The 18900-nt window shown below is 33.8% G+C and carries 13 protein-coding genes; 2 read left to right on the forward strand and 11 right to left on the reverse strand.

Translation table 11 applies throughout. The features are described 5' to 3' along the window. Positions 1–68: 68 nt before the first annotated feature. Genes ACWG42_RS00170 through ACWG42_RS00180 form a run of 3 tightly spaced genes read right to left on the reverse strand, consistent with a single transcriptional unit; the run spans position 69 to position 2986 of the window. A complete protein-coding gene (locus ACWG42_RS00170) occupies positions 69–245 on the reverse strand; it encodes a hypothetical protein (RefSeq protein ID WP_455789408.1) in 177 nt (58 codons plus the stop codon). Position 246: 1 nt separating this feature from the next. Then, positions 247–1965 (reverse strand): serine/threonine protein kinase, encoded by a 1719-nt coding sequence (locus ACWG42_RS00175; RefSeq protein ID WP_455789409.1) that lies wholly within the window; start codon positions 1963–1965, stop codon positions 247–249. Position 1966: 1 nt separating this feature from the next. Beyond that, positions 1967–2986, reverse strand: coding sequence for an FHA domain-containing protein (locus ACWG42_RS00180; protein ID WP_455789410.1), 1020 nt, complete (start codon positions 2984–2986; stop codon positions 1967–1969). Positions 2987–3119: 133 nt separating this feature from the next. On the opposite strand from ACWG42_RS00180, the gene ACWG42_RS00185 reads away from it, so the two are divergent. Beyond that, complete coding sequence (locus ACWG42_RS00185) at positions 3120–3689, forward strand: hypothetical protein (protein WP_455789411.1); 570 nt, start codon at positions 3120–3122, stop codon at positions 3687–3689. A 494-nt stretch (positions 3690–4183) separates the two neighbouring features. After that, positions 4184–5128: an Ltp family lipoprotein gene (locus ACWG42_RS00190; protein WP_455789412.1), complete on the forward strand. Its 945-nt coding sequence runs from the start codon at positions 4184–4186 to the stop codon at positions 5126–5128. A gap of 256 nt (positions 5129–5384) precedes the next feature. On the opposite strand, the gene ACWG42_RS00195 is transcribed toward ACWG42_RS00190, so the two are convergent. The 8 genes from ACWG42_RS00195 to ACWG42_RS00230 form a co-directional block, all read right to left on the reverse strand. Next, positions 5385–6158 carry a CHAP domain-containing protein gene (locus ACWG42_RS00195; protein WP_455789413.1) on the reverse strand — a complete coding sequence of 258 codons (774 nt, stop codon included), beginning with the start codon at positions 6156–6158 and terminating at the stop codon, positions 5385–5387. Continuing rightward, positions 6159–6605: a phage holin family protein gene (locus ACWG42_RS00200; RefSeq protein WP_455789414.1), complete on the reverse strand. Its 447-nt coding sequence runs from the start codon at positions 6603–6605 to the stop codon at positions 6159–6161. 227 nt (positions 6606–6832) lie between these two features. Further along, entirely contained in the window at positions 6833–9157 is a 2325-nt protein-coding gene (locus ACWG42_RS00205) for a DUF859 family phage minor structural protein (protein WP_455789416.1), read from the reverse strand. Between the two features lie 13 nt (positions 9158–9170). Then, positions 9171–11012, reverse strand: coding sequence for a DUF859 family phage minor structural protein (locus ACWG42_RS00210; protein ID WP_455789417.1), 1842 nt, complete (start codon positions 11010–11012; stop codon positions 9171–9173). Between the two features lie 15 nt (positions 11013–11027). Continuing rightward, positions 11028–12848, reverse strand: coding sequence for a DUF859 family phage minor structural protein (locus tag ACWG42_RS00215; RefSeq protein ID WP_455789418.1), 1821 nt, complete (start codon positions 12846–12848; stop codon positions 11028–11030). 1 nt (position 12849) lies between these two features. Beyond that, positions 12850–15939, reverse strand: coding sequence for a phage tail protein (locus ACWG42_RS00220; protein WP_455789419.1), 3090 nt, complete (start codon positions 15937–15939; stop codon positions 12850–12852). A gap of 8 nt (positions 15940–15947) precedes the next feature. Continuing rightward, a complete protein-coding gene (locus ACWG42_RS00225) occupies positions 15948–16604 on the reverse strand; it encodes a hypothetical protein (protein ID WP_455789421.1) in 657 nt (218 codons plus the stop codon). Between the two features lie 8 nt (positions 16605–16612). Further along, the gene (locus ACWG42_RS00230) at positions 16613–18880 is read right to left on the reverse strand and encodes a hypothetical protein (RefSeq protein WP_455789422.1); all 2268 of its coding nucleotides are present in this window, start codon (positions 18878–18880) and stop codon (positions 16613–16615) included. Between the last annotated feature and the right edge of the window lie 20 nt (positions 18881–18900).

An 18900-nucleotide genomic window follows, 5' to 3' on the forward strand; every position in this document is an offset into this window, starting at 1 on the left:
GGGTATATCTTTGGAGAAGGAATCATCCCCACCAAAAATAAACATACACATAGTTTCCACACCTTCATTTATATATCGTCCTTTCTTAATACTTCTGTTTGTTCATCATTTATTTGTATAACTTCATACTCATATACAATTTCTTTTTTCTTAACAATCCTCCTTAATAAAAACCATTCACGCATTGCGCCCAACATACAGATTCCCGCAATACAAAAACTAATATAAACACTTACCCTTTCCATTCTAATTCACATAACTCCTTAACTTTCTCTCTATCATTTCTTCCATATACAAGCGTGTGTTCTCTTGCGGTATTTGAGCTGCATATTTTTTAGCTTCTTGTAGTATAGATACATAGTTTCTTTTCTCTTGATCATCAATTGCATATTCAAATATCTGTAAATACATAGAAGATAATATTGAGAATCGATCCTTTGTCTCACTATTTAAAAAATAAGATATCGATTGTTCGTAATGTTGTTTCATTGGTGTATACATCTGTTTCGTATAATCGTTCATTCCCATGCGATAATACGCATAGGCAATACGTTCATCCAAATACGTTAACTTTGTCATATCCAATCCATTCTGTGTATCTTGTATTTGTGATTTCATCTTTGTACATATCCTAAGGATGGTTTCATTCGCCTCATCAAGTACAAGATGTTGTTGTTCGTAAAGAATTAGCAAGATATGTTCATAAACATACTGCTCTTCTATATCCTTTCGTGAGTTTGCATATGCCTCCAGTTCCTTTAATGCCTTAGATAAAGGTATTTGTTGTGAAGTATTGAGTTGTCTTTGTGTTAACACTTGCAAGATATAACGAAGATTCTCAATCGCATTCCTCTCTATATCTTGTTCACTCTTCACATATCCTAAATATTTGTATGCCATTTGAAAATAAAAAGTATCTTGTTGTTCAATTGCTTTAGAAGCAATAAAAAATGCTACCTGCGAATATGTATCATGCTTCCATTTGATGGCTTGAGATTCCATTTCTAACAGTGCTTTTTCACATGTGTTCTCTATCGTACACTGTTGTTCATAATATCTACGATATGGTTCTACCTCTCCATTCGATAACTTCATTGCCTCCAAATAATTTTCCTCTTTCATAGCATTTAAATAATCAACACTTACACTCTCTTGTACCCTACGCTCTTCATAACACCCCACCCAACCCATGAGCAAACTCAAAATTATCAATAGGATCATTTTATACAAGTGCATAGAACGCTTCATCATCTGTTTACGAACATTCTTCTTCACTTCTTCAAAGCTTTGAAATCGTTTCTTCACATCCTTTTCACAACACTTTAACAACGCTTTATCAAGAGGTGATACTTTCTTTGCTTCCTTTGGAAAATGTCCGTGCAGTAAAACATAAAACGTAACTCCAAAACTATAAATATCACACCCTTTACTAACTTGATGTTGTTTCATAAGTTCCTTGGGAGCATATCCTTTCGTGGCTGAAATTGGAGTAATCTGCGTACCTAAGGTACTTGAACCAAAATCGATCAAATACAACTTACCACTCTTCGATATCATGATGTTTTGTGGTTTCAAATCCAAATAAAGCAATGGTTCTGGCTTGAGATTGTGAAGATACAAGAATATATCAATGACAATTAACATCCAAGACAGCACTTGTTTTTCATGTATGTTTCCATGTTCCAACACATAATCTAAAACAGACATCCCCTCAATATGTTCCATAATGACATACGCATATGATTCCTCTTCGAATTGATCTATTACACGAGGAATATTGGAGTGATGCAGGGTTGTTAAAATCTTTAATTCACGATAGAAACTCGTTTTATTTTTTTCATCTTGTAGTGCGATACATTTACATGCAAAGTGCATTTGTAGCCGTAAATCGAAAACTTTATATACTTTTGCACTTCCCCCTTTACCAATTTCGCATAGTATTTCATAACGATCATGAAGCAACATTCTATCCATCCTTTATTTTTACAATGAATGAGGATTTCGCAAAACTGATTCTATCTTTATCTTGCAAGGTTTCACGTTTGATTCTTTGTTGATTGATAAAGGTTCCATTCGATGAAGATAAATCTTCTATTTCTCTTGTGTTTCGATAAATACAAGCGTGATGTTGTGAAATAAACTGTTCTGGTATACATAAATCATTATCTTTCGCCCTACCTATTGTAAAGGTATCCTTATGTATCAAAACCTCTTCTTTCGCTGTTTCATCATAAAGCGATAAAGAACTCTCCTGCAACAATACAACCGTGTGCGCATGGATGGATTGTGGTTCTTCCTCTTCTTTCAAATAAGGCCCTTGTTCCTCCATAACAGCATTTAAGACTTGTAGTTGTGGATATGCTTTCGGTAGAGGAATATCTTTTATCATGTACTCTTCCTCTTTATGTAAATGAAGCAATTTTTCTAAGAGGGTTGGTTTTGGTCTATGTTGTTCTCGTAAATCATGTAACCCTTGTAATATCATTGGCAATGAAACTTCTTCATAACGTTTCATATAGGTCAAATAACCTATCGCTTCATACCCTTGTGATATACGCATTTCAAATATCAACTCTTCTAAAAACTCTCTACACTCCTTTTTTTGAAACACCCACTGATCTACATCGGCAGGTATTACAAGAAAACGCAAAACACCTCCATCATAACTCAAGAATATATAAGCAGGATCCATTAAAATAGGCTTTGCTGTATTTACCCGCACCATATCCTCTAACAAATAAATCAGGAATTCAATACTCTCCACTTCATCAAACATATGTGCTTTTAGATACGTTTGCAAACTAACATACCCCTTTGTATCATAATATAGTTTACTTTTCATTCGTGGATCTCTTACACAAGACAAACACCCACTATCCTTTTGCATCTGTTGATAAATATAATCATCAAAATCTTTTCCTTTTTTTAGAGTAACTTCTAAAAACCCATCTTCCCTTAATTCGATTTTTTTCAAACGTTCATCCACGCATGTCCCTCCTTCTTATCCCTTACACTTATTACATACGAGATTTATTTCTAAAAATCCTAAATTTTTATTCATTTCACATTTTTTCACAAAATTAAATGTTATAATAATCACACTGAAAAGGCGGTATTGTATGAAAAAAGAAAGCATAAAAAAAATCAAGCTCATCGCTTTGATTCTCATCATACTATGTAATTTAGGGACACTGTTCTATGTCGCCCCTTTAAAAGAAAACCTTTCCTATTTAGGAAATGAACTTGGTCACAAGTTCTACTTAATTTTATGGGGAGCAAGTGCAGGGTTATATTTCTATTCTTATACATATACCTTTATGAAACGAACTTCTTATTCATCAAAACTTGGTAAGTTACTTTTATTGATCGCTTGTTTAGGAATGATGATATCTGTGCTTCTTCCCTATCATCCAACCTCTTATCCAGAATTATCAAAATGGCACATCCGTATTGCCATGTGGGCAACCGCACTTTATGTTGCTGTATTCTTCCATTATCTCTTTGACTTAATGAAAAAAGATTTCGTCCTATTTGAAAAGAGTATGTCCTTATATGGTTTACTTGTCTCTTTTGACTTAGTCCTCTTTATGGTTTATGGAAGTGTATCTTCATTATTGGAAATTACATTTACAATTGGAATGGCAATCCTATTGTTTTGGATGGATGTAAAGCAAGGAACAAATATATAATAAAGTTCTATCTTTCAAAAAGGGTAGGAATATTTTAAGCTACTTTATCCTATGTATTGTACTTTTAGATTATACTGCTATAATTTGTTTAGAGAAGATTTTAAATTACATATTTTTATAATAAAATTGTACACTTCTCGTGTTCATTTCATATATGTCCAAGCAAATGATATAAACAAGTTTATTACACAAAATTTCTATCGATAAATTCGTAAAAGTAGCTGAATATTTTAAAGTGATTTTGGACTATTCTTCTGACTAGTACAACAACAATATAAACTATGTTAATGGTTATCTTAAAAGTATAAAAATTAAATATTTATACTATTTCAACCATAAACACTCATCGTATTTTATTCACTATATTTGAAAAGTTAATCGCAGGAATTACTATTAAATCATTCGTAAAAAATCATACTCCAAAGAAAAAATATAAATAGAAAAAGTAACTACATCAAATGATGTTTACATATCATTCATAGGAGGGAAAAAGAATGAAAAAATTATTTGCAGTATTATTATGTTTCACAATGATAATACCTATCACCGCTTGTTCATCTGATAAAAAAGAAGACACAAGTACAAAAAACAAGGAGATAAAAAAGGATAATTTTACTAAAGCTGGACGTGCGAAAGCAAAAGATATAGTCGAGCAATTTAAAGAAAACAACTCAAACATTGATTATTATATTAATTTTGATGAAAGTAACGATTTGAATAACAAGCCAACATACATAGGTAAAGTCAGTTTTAACGATAAGAGCATTTCTGGTGATTATGATCCTAAAGACCCTACAAGTGGTACTATTGAGGTTTTCAAATCCAACGAGGAAGCTATTAAAAGAGCTGATTACTTAGCAGATCTAGATTCTTTTCTTGACATTTATGGTAATCATATCATATTCGAGAATGTATTAGTAAGGTTAAATAAGCTTTATACTAAAACTGACATTGATAAGTTTGCGAAAATATTAAATGTAGAAGTTTATAGGTATAAAGACACAAACGAAAATAAAGATACAGAAACAACTAATGAAGAACCTACCGCAGAAGCACCAACAACAGAAACTCCGAAAGAGGAGACACCTGTAACAAATCCTTCACCTACACCAGCGCCAGCTGAACCGTCTGCGCCTTCTACTCCAAATGTGAATATGGAGAATTCTAATGCTCTTAACTCTGCAAAGAGATACCTCGCTGTTATGCCATTTTCTTACTCTGGGCTAGTAAATCAATTGATTTATGAACAATATTCATCAGACGCTGCTACATATGCAGCAAACAATTGTGGTGCGGATTGGAATGCACAAGCTGCAAAAAAAGCGCAATCTTATATAAATTTTATGTCTTTCTCAAGACAAGGTTTGATAGATCAACTATTATATGACGGATTTACACAAGATCAAGCCGTTTATGGCGTAACTTCAGTTGGTTATTAACAAAAATTTGAAGCTATATCTATGATTACAGAGATTTCACTAGCAAAGTATTGCATTTCCTTTGATTGATAGTAGCAAGATAAAGCAAACTCTGCAAGACTTAAGAATATACTCTCATTTGATTTCGTAGTTAAGTTTTGAACTTGCTTCATCATTTCCTTATGATCAAAACGCATCTCCTCCATTAATATTGTTTGTTACTTTGCTCAATACACAGAAAAATCCCTACCTCTCAAAGAGAAGTAGGGATTTTCAATTAAAACATTGAATTTACTTTTGTTTGCACATCATTGGCATCATATCCTGCTGACTTTAATTTATTAATACGTTCTTGACCGTTCCCCCAATTCCCGATTCCTCTATATATTTCTAAGGCAACTTGATCAACAGATTTTTTCACACCAGGAATGTGTAAATCACTGTCAATTCCATTATCATTCGTCCAGCCAGTTCCGTTGTTTAACAAATATGGATATGGAGTTCCCTCAACAATGTGAGTGATAACACCTTCCCAATCACCTTTAAACACGTTACCACCTGTACTAGAGGTAGCTAAGATATTTGTACATACTGGAAGACCAACTCCATACTTGCTTTTTGTTAACTTATCGAACAAGCCAATATAGCATTTGGGTCTAAATGCACCAAGTAAGCATTTATAAGAAAAGCTCACTTCATTAAAGGATCCATCATAGCCTCCTTGATTTTGTCCCAAGAAAGTTCCAGTTCCATTTCCATTATCCGTAATAAATATAGCGATATGACTATATGGAGTTTCACTCGTTTCCGCAAACACAGCGATATCTCCTTGTTGCAAGGTAGAAACTACATCACAGTATTTCAGCATATCGTTATTATTTCTATTATTCCAAATATCTTTCACATAATTACTTGAGGTACAAAAAGCATATGTATAACCTAACCATTTCATATAATAAGCATATCCATCCCAACATTGAGCACCATAGTAACCATCAATATCAAATCGCTTTCCTAATACTTCATTTCTAAAATCTAAAGGTGTTTTCATTCACTTATCCTCCTTACCTTTTAAAATTTCTGGCATTTCATTTGTCATTGTATTTAAAAAATTCTCTAACCAATCCTTAAGCCATTTTGGTGCTGGTACACCAACCAAAATCATGTTCTTTAGAATACTAATTGTTTCATATAGTATAAACAAGATTCCAAAGAATTCTGTTAATCCTATTTTTTCTAAATCAAATATTTTTAACCAATCTACAGGTATCATGAATGCTAAATTTATGTGTACAATATGATCCGCTATTAGGAGAAATAATACTCCAAATATCATACCTATTTTTCTTATGCCACCATCAATTCCAAAACTAGAATTAAAACCGTGTTGTTTAAAAGATCTCAACACGCCAAAGATGGTATCTAAAACTATCCATAATGCCACTATTAGTACTACTGGGTTTGTATTGATACTGTCGATAATAAATTCCATTTTCATAATCCCTCATCTCTTTCTCCGCTATGGCGGCAATAAAAAAGCATTTTCTAATTACTATGTTAACTTTTTTACTTAATTAGAATTTGCCTTTCTTATTATTTCAAATTTATTCTTGTGATTCTTATCATGCCACAAACATTAAGTTTAAATCTCATTTTTTATAAAAGTAGAACTTCGAAATTTTCTAGTTCTCTCCTCTTTTTTGTTTTCTTAGCACATTCATTTTTTTATACACGAGATTTTGTTTCCTGTATTGTATCTTCTTTCTTTTTGTTAAATTCCAATTCAAGGGCATTTAATCTCTTTTCTAAATCGTCTATTTTAAGTTGTTGCTCATCGATTTTTATTTGTTGTTGTTGCATAGCTAGTGTTATCAATGGAATCATTGCGGATGCACTAATATTCTTGGTTTTCCCTGTTTCTTCATCACCTACTTCAAATACTGCATCTGGATAAATTTCTTGCAAATAATCAGCAATATAACCCAAATTTATATGACCACCTAAATCATTCCAATCAAAACTATAATGCTTAATCGAATTGATAATTGATAATGCATTGATATATGTTCCATAGGTAGCTGATCGCCCTCTTTTTTTATCTCTTTTCACAGGCAATTCTTTTATATTTTTCTTCAATTCTAAATCTGATGCCCATAAATCTACTCCCCATGCTTTTGTTGGCAGATTAGGAGTATATAGTTGCATATACCATTTATTCGTTTGAATAATAGTTAATTGATTTATAGTAGCACTACTATCATATGAGTCACTAGCTATTGCTAAACCTGGTCCTCTACCTTTTGGACTACGTATTTCTATATTTGTGCCCGAAATTTTATTATCGCATAAAAACATTTTGTTATTATACACCCTGACATAATTACTGTCTGTCATATAAATACCACCACCATGAGTTTCATTATACCAACCCGTATTTCCAGTAGTTCTTATCCAGTCACGACAAATTAATGAAGCAGTAGACAACGCATAATTATTGTTTATATAACCACCAAAAAATCCTCTCGAAGATACATTCAAAGAAACAAAATAGCCAAAATCAAATCTCCAAGATTCTGTCCCGATATTCCCATTTGCGCCACTTTTGTAAGGAATCAGACCATTCAAAGGTGTTCTAAGATAATCACTTATATCTGAAAACCCCCAATACCCGCCACTCATAGACATCGGCATAACACGATTATTTTTAATATAGACATCCCAAGCACTATCGATAGCATTTGCCTTTTCTGCATACTTCCCAAATCCAACTCCACTCATATCATCTCTAAAGTTTACAGGTACACTTGAAGATGGTACTTTGATTGTAATCGTTCCACTACTCTGTCCTAATGCATCTTTGACTACCCCTGTGATATCGTAACTTTTCGATATCAAAATATCTGCATTTCCTAAAATAAAACTACTTCCTGAGGAAGCAGTCGTATTCTTATAAGATGTTGTTGAAATATTAAATTCTTTACTACTTATATAATTCTTTCCATTGATACTAGCACAGCTATAGGTTGGAGTTATTTTTAAGTATGTTCCTGTATTACTCACAACACCTGATACGTTGCATCGTTCAGCTTTCAGTGTAAGCGTTGGTGCTGAGTTTGGATATACTGTAATGCTTGCTTCTCTAGTTGCTGTCTTTCCTCGACTATCTTTTATACTTCCAGTAAAGGTTATGGTTCCTGATGGTAAACTATCTGTAGTTACTGCACTTGAACTGGAAGATGTTCCATTGCTACCTACAATAGAATAACTACTAATACTACTCCCATATATTCCGCTTGCTCCCTCTATTTTAACTGTTGCTTTTGATTTTCCTTGTACATAAATCCCCCATTCTTGTGGTACGCCATTATCATTTCTTGTAATATTCAAACTCGAAAATGATGGATTTAAACTTCCTGGAATATTTAGAGTAAAACTTGATGACTTACTATCTCCTATTTTTGTAGATCCAGAATACGTTGTAACGGTAATCGTTCCCGTTCCTGATGTTGTATTTGGAATTTGTGAAGCATCACTTGCCGGTGGTGTGAATATACAAGAAGTTGCTTGTCCACTATAATCACGTACAACGTTGCCAAACTGATAACGTACAGTATGTGTAAAATTAGAACTAGCTCTAGAAATAGAGATTGTCATAGGTGAATCCATAGTGTTTCCCGAAATAGAAAATGTACTTGCTCTAGCTATCTTTGTTAAAGTAAGTGAGCCCGATGCACTTGGTGTACCTACCCATGAGTTATCTGCATAAAATGTTGCGGATGCGCTTATAGATTTAGACCCATCATTATTATGAGTAATTGTAAAAGACTTAGAGCCAAGATATTGTGAACCACCAAGTCCAATATTATATCCTCCAACAGAAAAAGAGCCACTTTGACCATCACAACTTACAGAAACCGATGTAGTATTGTTATTATACGCAGAAGAGTAAGAATCATTGGCAACACAAGTAACCCCTACTGTGACTACGGATGTATTATTCGCAATGTTTACATTACTCTCTGATAAAGATAAATTTAAATGAAATCCCATGTTATTTCCTTTCCTATGCTGTTCTTACCCACATGTAGACAGCAATATATGGTTGTAAATTTTGAGCGCTACCTGTATTTCCATGATTATGAGCTTCACCGCCTCCTACATATTTTCCATAAGGGTAATTTTCATTTCCTGCGAATTGTGTCCATCCAGATGACATATAGGAATGCATTTTTTCGTTTGTTAAGGTGTATTTACTAGTTCCTTGTCTAACATTGTCACCGCCAGAAATATCAAACAAATGTCTACCATGGCTTGGTATTTGATTAATCGATAAAGACAGACTACCTGTTGAATGAGAGTGTACTTTCACACCTCCTGTCTTTCCGGAGTTAATAAAGTCTGCATCATTTTCATCAAGTCCTACAAGTACCCTTCCTTGTGCATATCGAACCCAAGTAGTTCCCTGATATTGTGTGTTTGGATTAAAGCTTGAAAGAGTATTAGTAATAATAAATCCTATAGGAAAAGGACAGTCACTGTTCGTCATCAGTTTGTTTCCCTTTATATAAATATCCCAAGCACTATCAATAGCATTTACCTTTTCTGCATACTTCCCGAACCCAACTCCACTCATATCATCTCTAAAATTGACTGGTACACTTGAAGATGGCACTTTGATTGTAATCGTTCCACTACTCTGTCCTAATGCATCTTTAACTATCCCTGTGATATCGTAACTTTTCGATATCAAAATATCTCCATTTCCCAAAATAAAACTACTTCCTGAAGAAGCAGTCGTATTCTTATAAGATGTTGTTGAAATATTAAATTCTTTACTACTTATATAATTCTTTCCATTGATACTAGCACAGCTATAGGTTGGTGTTATTTTCAAGTATGTTCCTGTGTTACTCACAACACCTGATACGTTGCATCGTTCAGCTTTCAGTGTAAGCGTTGGTGCTGAGTTTGGATATACTGTAATGCTTGCTTCTCTAGTTGCTGTCTTTCCTCGACTATCTTTTATACTTCCAGTAAAGGTTATGGTTCCTGATGGTAAACTATCTGTAGTTACTGCACTTGAACTGGAAGATGTTCCATTACTACCTACAATTGAATATGTGTTTATACTACTCCCATAAATACCACTTGCTCCCTCTATTTTAACTGTTGCTTTTGATTTTCCTTGTACATAAATTCCCCATTCTGGTGGTACGCCATTATCATTTCTAGTAACAGTTAAATCTGAAAAAGAAGGAGATAAACTATTGGGAATATAAAGTGTAAAATTCGATGACTTACTATCTCCTATTTTTGTAGATCCAGAATACGTTGTAACAGTAATCGTTCCCGTTCCTGATGTTGTATTTGGAATTTGTGAAGCATCACTTGCCGGTGGTGTGAATATACAAGAAGTTGCTTGTCCACTATATTCGCGTACAATACTGCCAAACTGATAACGTACAGTATGTGTAAAATTAGAACTAGCTCTAGAAATAGAGATTGTCATAGGTGAATCCATAGTGTTTCCCGAAATAGAAAATGTACTTGCTCTAGCTATCTTTGTTAACGTAAGTGAGCCCGATGCACTTGGTGTACCTACCCATGAGTTATCTGCATAAAATGTTGCGGATGCGCTTATAGATTTAGACCCATCATTATTATGAGTAATTGTAAAAGACTTAGAACCAAGATATTGTGAACCACCAAGTCCAATATTATATCCTCCAACAGAAAAAGAGCCACTTTGACCATCACAACTTACTGAAACCGATGTAGTATTGTTATTATACGCAGAGGAATAAGAATCATTGGCAACGCAAGTTACCCCAACTGTGACTACAGATGTATTATTCGCAATGTTTACATTACTCTCTGATAAAGATAAATTTAAATGAAATCCCATTACATTATTCCTTTCCTATACTGTTCTTAGCCACATATAAGTAGTTATTGATGGCTGTATATTTTGAGCATCTCCACTTCCAACACTTCCAATAGAAGTTGATGCGCCATGATTATGGTCACCACCATAATTTGTGCGTAGCCCATTTGGATTTGCCACATTGTAAGCAAAATTTAATTTAAGACCAGACTGACTACCACCATCTATTGAAGTAAGGGTATCGAACCATTTAATACCCTCGTGGCGATGTGAACCACTTGTCGCAATGCTCGTAGATGCACTATGGTTATGTGCTTGTAAATTTTTATGCCCTATTTTTTTTCCTGGCACACTAAAATCTGGATCGTTTTCATCAACACCAACTAGAACTCTGCCCTGTGAGTGACGAACCCAAGTAGTTCCAAAATATATTTTATTAGGATTAAAAGTGCTCAATTGATTGGGTATAATAGTTCCTATAGGGACTATTAAATCTATGATATTCGCACCTCTTATATAAATATCCCAAGCACTATCAATTGCATTCGCTCTTTCTGCATACTTCCCAAAACCCACTCCACTTATATCATCTCGAAAATTGACTGGTACACTTGAAGATGGTACTTTGATTGTAATCGTTCCACTACTCTGTCCTAATGCATCTTTGACTACCCCTGTGATATCGTAACTTTTCGATATCAAGATATCTCCATTTCCTAAAATAAAACTACTTCCTGAAGAAGCAGTCGTATTCTTATATGATGTTGCTAAAACACTAAACTCTTTACTACTTATATAATTCTTTCCATTGATACTAGCACAGCTATAGGTTGGTGTTATTTTTAAATAAGTTCCTGTGTTATTCACAACACCTAATACGTTACATCGTTCAGCTTTCAGTGTAAGCGTTGGTGCTGAGTTTGGATATACTATTATGCTTGCTTCTCTAGTTGCTGTCTTTCCTCGACTATCTTTTATACTGCCCGTAAAGGTAATGGTTCCAGATGGTAAACTATCTGTAGTTACTGTATTCGAGCTGGATGATGTGCCATTGCTACCTACAATAGAATAACTACTAATACTACTCCCATATATTCCGCTTGCTCCCTCTATTTTAACTGTTGCTTTTGATTTTCCTTGTACATAAATTCCCCATTCTTGTGGTACGCCATTATCATTTCTTGTAATATTCAAACTCGAAAATGATGGATTTAGACTTCCTGGAATATTTAGAGTAAAACTTAATGACTTACTATCTCCTATTTTTGTAGATCCAGAATATGTTGTAACGGTAATCGTTCCCGTTCCTGATGTTGTATTTGGAATTTGTGAAGCATCACTTGCCGGTGGTGTGAATGTACAAGAAGTTGCTTGTCCACTATAATCACGTACAACGTTGCCAAATTGATAACGTACAGTATGTGTAAAATTAGAACTAGCTCTAGAAATAGAGATTGTCATAGGTGAATCCATAGTGTTTCCCGAAATAGAAAATGTACTTGCTCTAGCTATCTTTGTTAAAGTAAGTGAGCCCGATGCACTTGGTGTACCTACCCATGAGTTATCTGCATAAAAGGTAGCGGATGCGCTTATAGATTTTGAACCATCATTATTGTGAATAATTGTGAAAGACTTAGAACCAAGATATTGTGAACCACCAAGTCCAATATTATATCCTCCAACAGAAAAAGAGCCACTTTGACCATCACAACTTACAGAAACCGATGTCGTATTGTTATTATATGCAGAAGAATAAGAATCATTGGCAACACAAGTAACCCCTACCGTGACTACGGATGTATTATTCGCAATATTTACATTACTTTCTGATAAAGACAATTTTAAATGAAATCCCATATTATAACCTCCTTAATGTGAACCCAGCACTACCTTCGTCTCGAAACAACCAATTTCCGACTTGTATTTGTTGTACTATAACAGACTTCGTCACATGCAATTCATTATTTGAAATCCAAGCTACTTTCGTATCTCCCTGCCAGAATCCCAATTCTGTATTCGTAAGGATCGCTTTGAAAGGACTATTTGATTGTCCGAGTTCCAAAGATGATCCATCAAATCTTGCCCATTCTTGAATTTTAGATTCATCTACTTTTCCATTCACTACATCATTTAGTGTATCAACCGTGGTTTTTATAAAGCTTGTTTGTTCATTTGTAAGTTGTATTTGATTTTGAATACCGTTTATCTGTTCCCTCGTCTCTGTAGTTGTAGTAATCAGTTCCTCTACAGATAAATTGATTTCACTTTTCGATTGTTCTATTGCAGATTGAAAAGACTGTGTAACTCTGGATTCTACTTGGTTCACATCATCCTCAATTTTCTCGTTTATATCTTCAATGGCAGGTGTCCAATCGGTAGCGAAGTTCCCTTTCTCAAGTTTGAAGTTATAAAAATAAATATCTCCAATGCAATCTTTACATAAAATTTCAATATCTGAAACGACTTCATTTAAAACTTTATTAGTATCTGACATAAAAGTGCAAGTCACAAACTGCCACTGACCTTCTTTGCCCTCGGTTGCAAATTTACAATCTCCAAAACTAAAAGACAGCTCTTCTTCAAGCACTTTATACATCCCTTGATGACGAATACCTAAATAAAAGGCAGTATCTCCCTTTTGTATGTTTTCTAACAAGACCCAACCACTCATGGTGTATGTAGAAGATGGTTCTAGTTTTCCAAGGATACTTTGTACCACATGCTTAGTCGTATTTAGCTCCACTGATGAAATGTGTGCACATCTTTTTTTATTCTTATTCACATATTCCAAAATATCAGATTCCCAGTTTCGATCATGCATGATAAAGGAACTATTTAACAAGAGGTTTCTACCTCCTATTTCAAGACCAGTGATTACTTGCCATGAGCTATCACATGTTGGTTGACTATAGCTTACTGTAGCATCACTATAGATGATTTTGTTGCGAGTCCACATATAATGCTGAGGAATCCAAGATGGAGGTATAGGTGACCATTCTCCTCCAATTTGTGTTTCCTTTGAAGTAGAAAGAAAGTATTCAACAACAATTTCATCTACACCTTTACCTGCACTTCCATCACTTAACAAGATAAATCCTTTTGATGCAAATGCCGTATATTCTTTATATGTAACAGTACATATATAAGTAATTGATTTAGCTTCTTCATCCAAAAGTTTGTTTTGAGACACTTTCAAAACACCATTTTCTATGACTTCACCATCTATTAATTCTCCATCAAAACGCTTCCAATTAACTACACACTGATTTAAAGGTATTTGCAATAATCCGTCCTTTACTTCGGGTGTAATAATCAAAGGATTCCATGCTGGAACCAATGTTTCTGATTCTAGATTATAATGTTGATACAATGGTAAATTAGAATCTAGATACACTGTTAACTTTGGTATATCACTTTCATTTGTAATAGTTTCAAAACCGGTATACTTCGTAAATTGTGCTGTTGACAAAATACATCTAAAAGAAGCACTTATATGTACGTCATCTTTTGTAAGAGTAACCTCTTTCATTGCCTTGTGTGATATATTCCACAAATAGTCTGCTTCACTATCCTTTGACTTTCTTTCCCAATTAAAAGAAATAGCGGCAATATCATTTGTAATATCTTCATTATTCTTCAACACATTCGCATGAAGCTCTACTTTATCAATAGTTTCATCCAATAACGAACCATCTTTCATCAATAAAAATTGAATTGTGGTCATATCTAACTGTTCTATTTTTTTATCAACTTGAGCAATTGATAAATCAATATAATCATTGGTTTGCTGAATGATTGATTCTTGTTTGGTATCTACTTCTTCTTTTGAATATGTATTCTCGATACGTAACGTATTACTATCTACACTACGTTTTATTTCGTTGAGCAAATTCTCTTTTACTTTCAAATCCAAATCCAAGTCATTCAAATCAGATTTTATACGTTTGATTTCTCCTTGAATTTTCTTAAACGAAGTGCTTAACACTACTTTGTTCAATTGTTGTTGATCAGGATATTCGCTATACTCTACAATCTGATGAACAATTGACAAACCATCGGTTAATAATACAGGTTTATCATACAGTTTAAAATCTAGACATTGGTATTTTTTATTTGTCCTAGATAAATCATAGATATTACATCCCCACGACTGTTTAGGAAATGCCAACTCCTTTAATTGCTCTTTTGCCTTTCGCAACAATTCCTGCGGATCTATAATTTTATCATCTTGCCAATATGCACAAATAATTTCATCATCAATATAGTCCATGCAATCAATGTATTCTAAGCCATGATTAATTCCAGCAAAGTTCACATATTCAATATGCTTATTCCCATTCTCATCTTCAGTTTCAATCTTTTTCCCATAAGCATACAAACGATTCACTTGTACACCATATTCACCTTTATACTCTACGCTATCCAAGTTAAGTTCTTCACTTAAAAATAGACCCCTTTGTTGAATCACTAGTGGATCTATAACCTTAATACGTTTATCCACAATATGGTATTCAAATACAATGCCATATATTTTCTTACATTCCATCAATATGTCATATGCATTTACACCCGTTAACTCAATATCAAACCTTCCTTTGGCCTCTTCAATATCATCCATTGTCCACCCATCTGGTTTTATTTGTAGCAAAACATCTGAAAACAATGCATTCTCTATTTTAAAGGTACGATGAATTTCACGCTTCCACTCATTTAAATCTAAATCCGCCTGAATTGTTACAATCGATTTCCGTTTATTAATTCTAGTAACATTATATCGATTATCCAAATATTTAAGTTTAGAACGTTCCTTCAATTCGCTAAAAGCTTTATCATTTACAGCCAAATCAAAGGAGAGCATTTGCTCTCCTTCATAACTATATACAATGTTAAAATTCGTTCGATTTTTTAAAGGAATATACCCTTTCTTACTCTTTACACTTAACACCATAACCCCTCCTACATAAATACAGGATAGTATTTTATTACCACCCTGCATAGTTCGCTATCTTTTTGTATCGTATGTATCCCTGGAATAAGCTTTGGAAACTTTTGTATTTGAACTTGATCAAATGAAGATAATTCAGGAGTTGTTATATCATAAACAAGCTTATCGATACCATCTATTATCAACGTTTGATCTTTTTTCATATTCAAAATGATCATACCATCTACTTCTACTCGCTGTAGTGCATCTAAAGCATGTAGTTCATAGATGCAGCCACATGCTATGTTTCCTTGTACCATAAAGTTACTATCTTCAACTTCGATTAATGCTTTATGTTTCAAAACTTGAAAGGAATATGTAGCAGTGTATGCGTTTACGCCATCCTGCGATTCACTCTTACCATTTAAAATACAATCGTATATATATCCATCATCTACATCAATAGTACATGGGTTCATAAGTTCAACCGCAAACATACTCATATCTTCTCTACTAGTAAAATCCAAAACCAGTTCACGTACTTGTGGAGAAATTGTGGTCGCATGAACAATGGGAAGATAACTTCCAATCGGCAAGAATGTTTCATTCTCTATTTCCATTGTTTTATCATGGAAGCTACATACATCTGCATGGAAATATGTCTTAATATCTTTATCATTAATTTTCATATAATCTCCTATCTGGCTGAAAATGCCAATTCCTCACTTATGAATGGTGTCAATTGAACAGCAGTTTCGCGACCATCCATTAATATTCTGTTTTCAATTTTACCTTGAAGTACACCTTTTAACTCACCAATTTCAACTTTCAAACGACCAGAAGTGTATACCTCTTGTGATAGATTAGATTGAACAACTCCACGCATTTGTAACTGTTGCGAATCTATTGCCATACGTAATTGCTTTGCCATATTGCTAAAGTCAGCTTTGCCTATTCGGGAGAATACATCCGTAATATCCGTTGCGATTTCTTCGCTTTGATCCATTAACTCTGGAGTTTTATCATCTAATCCAACTACAGCTCCCTCCATAACATAATTAAATATTTCTCTTACTTTGCGAGATGGCGATTTTATATCAAATGATTTTCTTAATCGTCCTAAAATACCCTCTGCAATTCCTCCCGCTTTAGAAAATAAATATGGTTCTTTATTCTGCATTTCTTCCATCATAGGATCCATTACATTTTTGAAAGTCTTTCTTGAATCCTCAGGTAAATCCTTCCAACTATTCCTTACTTCTTGTGCAACTCTTCCATATCCACTCTCTGCCTCAGATGCCTGCCTTTCAGCTTCAGCAATCATAGAATCTGTTACAGATTCATCGCCCTCTTTTCTTCTTTTATTTAAATCGTTTAAAATGTCTAATTTTTTCAACGCATTTTGTCCAAGTATTTGTAAAGTACTTGTAGCTTCTCTCATTGCAATTTCCGCAGCGGCCTTCTCTTCTGTAGTAGAATTTTCATTCAACTTCGATGATAGATTTACTGCTGCATTCACTTTGTCAGTTGCAAATTGTGAATAGGTAGATAATTCAGATGCAATTTGATTTTTCAAACCCTCCGCTTTTTTCTTTTCCGCCTCCGTCCAGTCAGCTTCTTCCTTAGCATACATTTCAGTTAGTGTTGCTTGTTTATCCGCGATACATGTTCCTAAAAAATTCATATCCTCTAAATTGTTTAGTTGCTTTAATTCTGTAACCTGTTTTTGGTGTTCTGACAGAGTATCTAATTCAGCTTGATTAGAGTCTATCTTCATTTGTGCAGCATCCATTTGTGCCTGCAATTGATTTTGTCTTTCTACATCAGACTCATCAAATTTCATTTTTTGTAAAAGGGCTAAATGCTCTGTTTCCGCTTCAATCTCAGAAGCTAATATTTCCTTCTTACCTTCAACTGATGCATTTTTTGCAGATACACCATCCATTTGTACCTTAGCATAATTCTCTGCATTTCCACTTGCTATTAATGCAGCATTAGTTTCATAGTTCGCCATGTCTTCATAGTAACCTTTTGCAATTTCACTTTGTGTATTATATGCTTCTTCTTTTTTTGCCGTGCTTGTATATAATTCACTCATTTCCTTTGAAATTCTTTCATAATCCTCTTGGCTATATTTATTGGATTTATCATTTCTCATTGCTTCAAATTCTGCTTCTTTTGCTTTCTTTTGCATTCTAAGATCACTTAATTCCATTTGTAGTTTATCAGCTTTCATCTGTGCCTCAGTTGATTCGATTAAAGCTATCTTATATGCAGGTAGTTGTGCCTCCAAAATTGCTTCTGCTTTCATTTTATCAATTTTTCCATCAATACTATCAGAAGATTTATTATATCCTTTTACTACACTATCTTCAATTGTAATCTGTTCTCCTAGTGCTTTATTAAGTGTAGATACGATAAAAGCGGCTCTATCTTCATAGCCCGCTTTTACTTTACCATTTGCATCAGTTAAATTTCCCAATTCTGTATTTAAACTCTGTAAATTTGTGATTTCGCTAAGATTAGCATCTAGCTGTTCTTGTTGTTTTGCCTTTAAACTATTTCTAGACTCTATTTCTTTGTTCATTGCTTCCATTGTTTCATTGTGTTTCTTAGTTTCTTCACTTTGGTAATTTGATAACAATGATATTACTCCAATGATTCCTGTGATTGCTACAGTAGCAATTCCAATTGGTCCAGACATTCCCCCTATCGCACTTATTACTGAATTTGTTGAATCATTCATCATGACCATAACATTTTTGTATAATGTCATGGATGAATTTATTGTAGAAATACTTCCTGCTACCTTTGTACTTATAGATTCAAAGCTTTTATCAACATTTAAAGAATTAAGACTTTCATTCATCTGTCCAACTGCTTCACTGACTGTTTTAACAGCTAACATAAGGGTCTTTTCTAAATCAGATATGCCCATATTTAAATCTTGTAAATTGTTCTCCATATAAATTCCTCCTATAAAAA

The organism is Amedibacillus sp. YH-ame10, from assembly GCF_053848885.1.

What these genes read in the sequence shown, in the direction of transcription:
- ACWG42_RS00170 (WP_455789408.1), bottom strand. Translation starts at nt 245, where the DNA reads ATGGAAAGGGTAAGTGTTTATATTAGTTTTTGTATTGCGGGAATCTGT.
- ACWG42_RS00175 (WP_455789409.1), bottom strand. Translation starts at nt 1,965, where the DNA reads ATGTTGCTTCATGATCGTTATGAAATACTATGCGAAATTGGTAAAGGG.
- ACWG42_RS00185 (WP_455789411.1), top strand. Translation starts at nt 3,120, where the DNA reads ATGAAAAAAGAAAGCATAAAAAAAATCAAGCTCATCGCTTTGATTCTC.
- ACWG42_RS00190 (WP_455789412.1), top strand. Translation starts at nt 4,184, where the DNA reads ATGAAAAAATTATTTGCAGTATTATTATGTTTCACAATGATAATACCT.
- ACWG42_RS00195 (WP_455789413.1), bottom strand. Translation starts at nt 6,158, where the DNA reads ATGAAAACACCTTTAGATTTTAGAAATGAAGTATTAGGAAAGCGATTT.
- ACWG42_RS00200 (WP_455789414.1), bottom strand. Translation starts at nt 6,605, where the DNA reads ATGAAAATGGAATTTATTATCGACAGTATCAATACAAACCCAGTAGTA.
- ACWG42_RS00205 (WP_455789416.1), bottom strand. Translation starts at nt 9,157, where the DNA reads ATGGGATTTCATTTAAATTTATCTTTATCAGAGAGTAATGTAAACATT.
- ACWG42_RS00210 (WP_455789417.1), bottom strand. Translation starts at nt 11,012, where the DNA reads ATGGGATTTCATTTAAATTTATCTTTATCAGAGAGTAATGTAAACATT.
- ACWG42_RS00215 (WP_455789418.1), bottom strand. Translation starts at nt 12,848, where the DNA reads ATGGGATTTCATTTAAAATTGTCTTTATCAGAAAGTAATGTAAATATT.
- ACWG42_RS00220 (WP_455789419.1), bottom strand. Translation starts at nt 15,939, where the DNA reads ATGGTGTTAAGTGTAAAGAGTAAGAAAGGGTATATTCCTTTAAAAAAT.
- ACWG42_RS00225 (WP_455789421.1), bottom strand. Translation starts at nt 16,604, where the DNA reads ATGAAAATTAATGATAAAGATATTAAGACATATTTCCATGCAGATGTA.
- ACWG42_RS00230 (WP_455789422.1), bottom strand. Translation starts at nt 18,880, where the DNA reads ATGGAGAACAATTTACAAGATTTAAATATGGGCATATCTGATTTAGAA.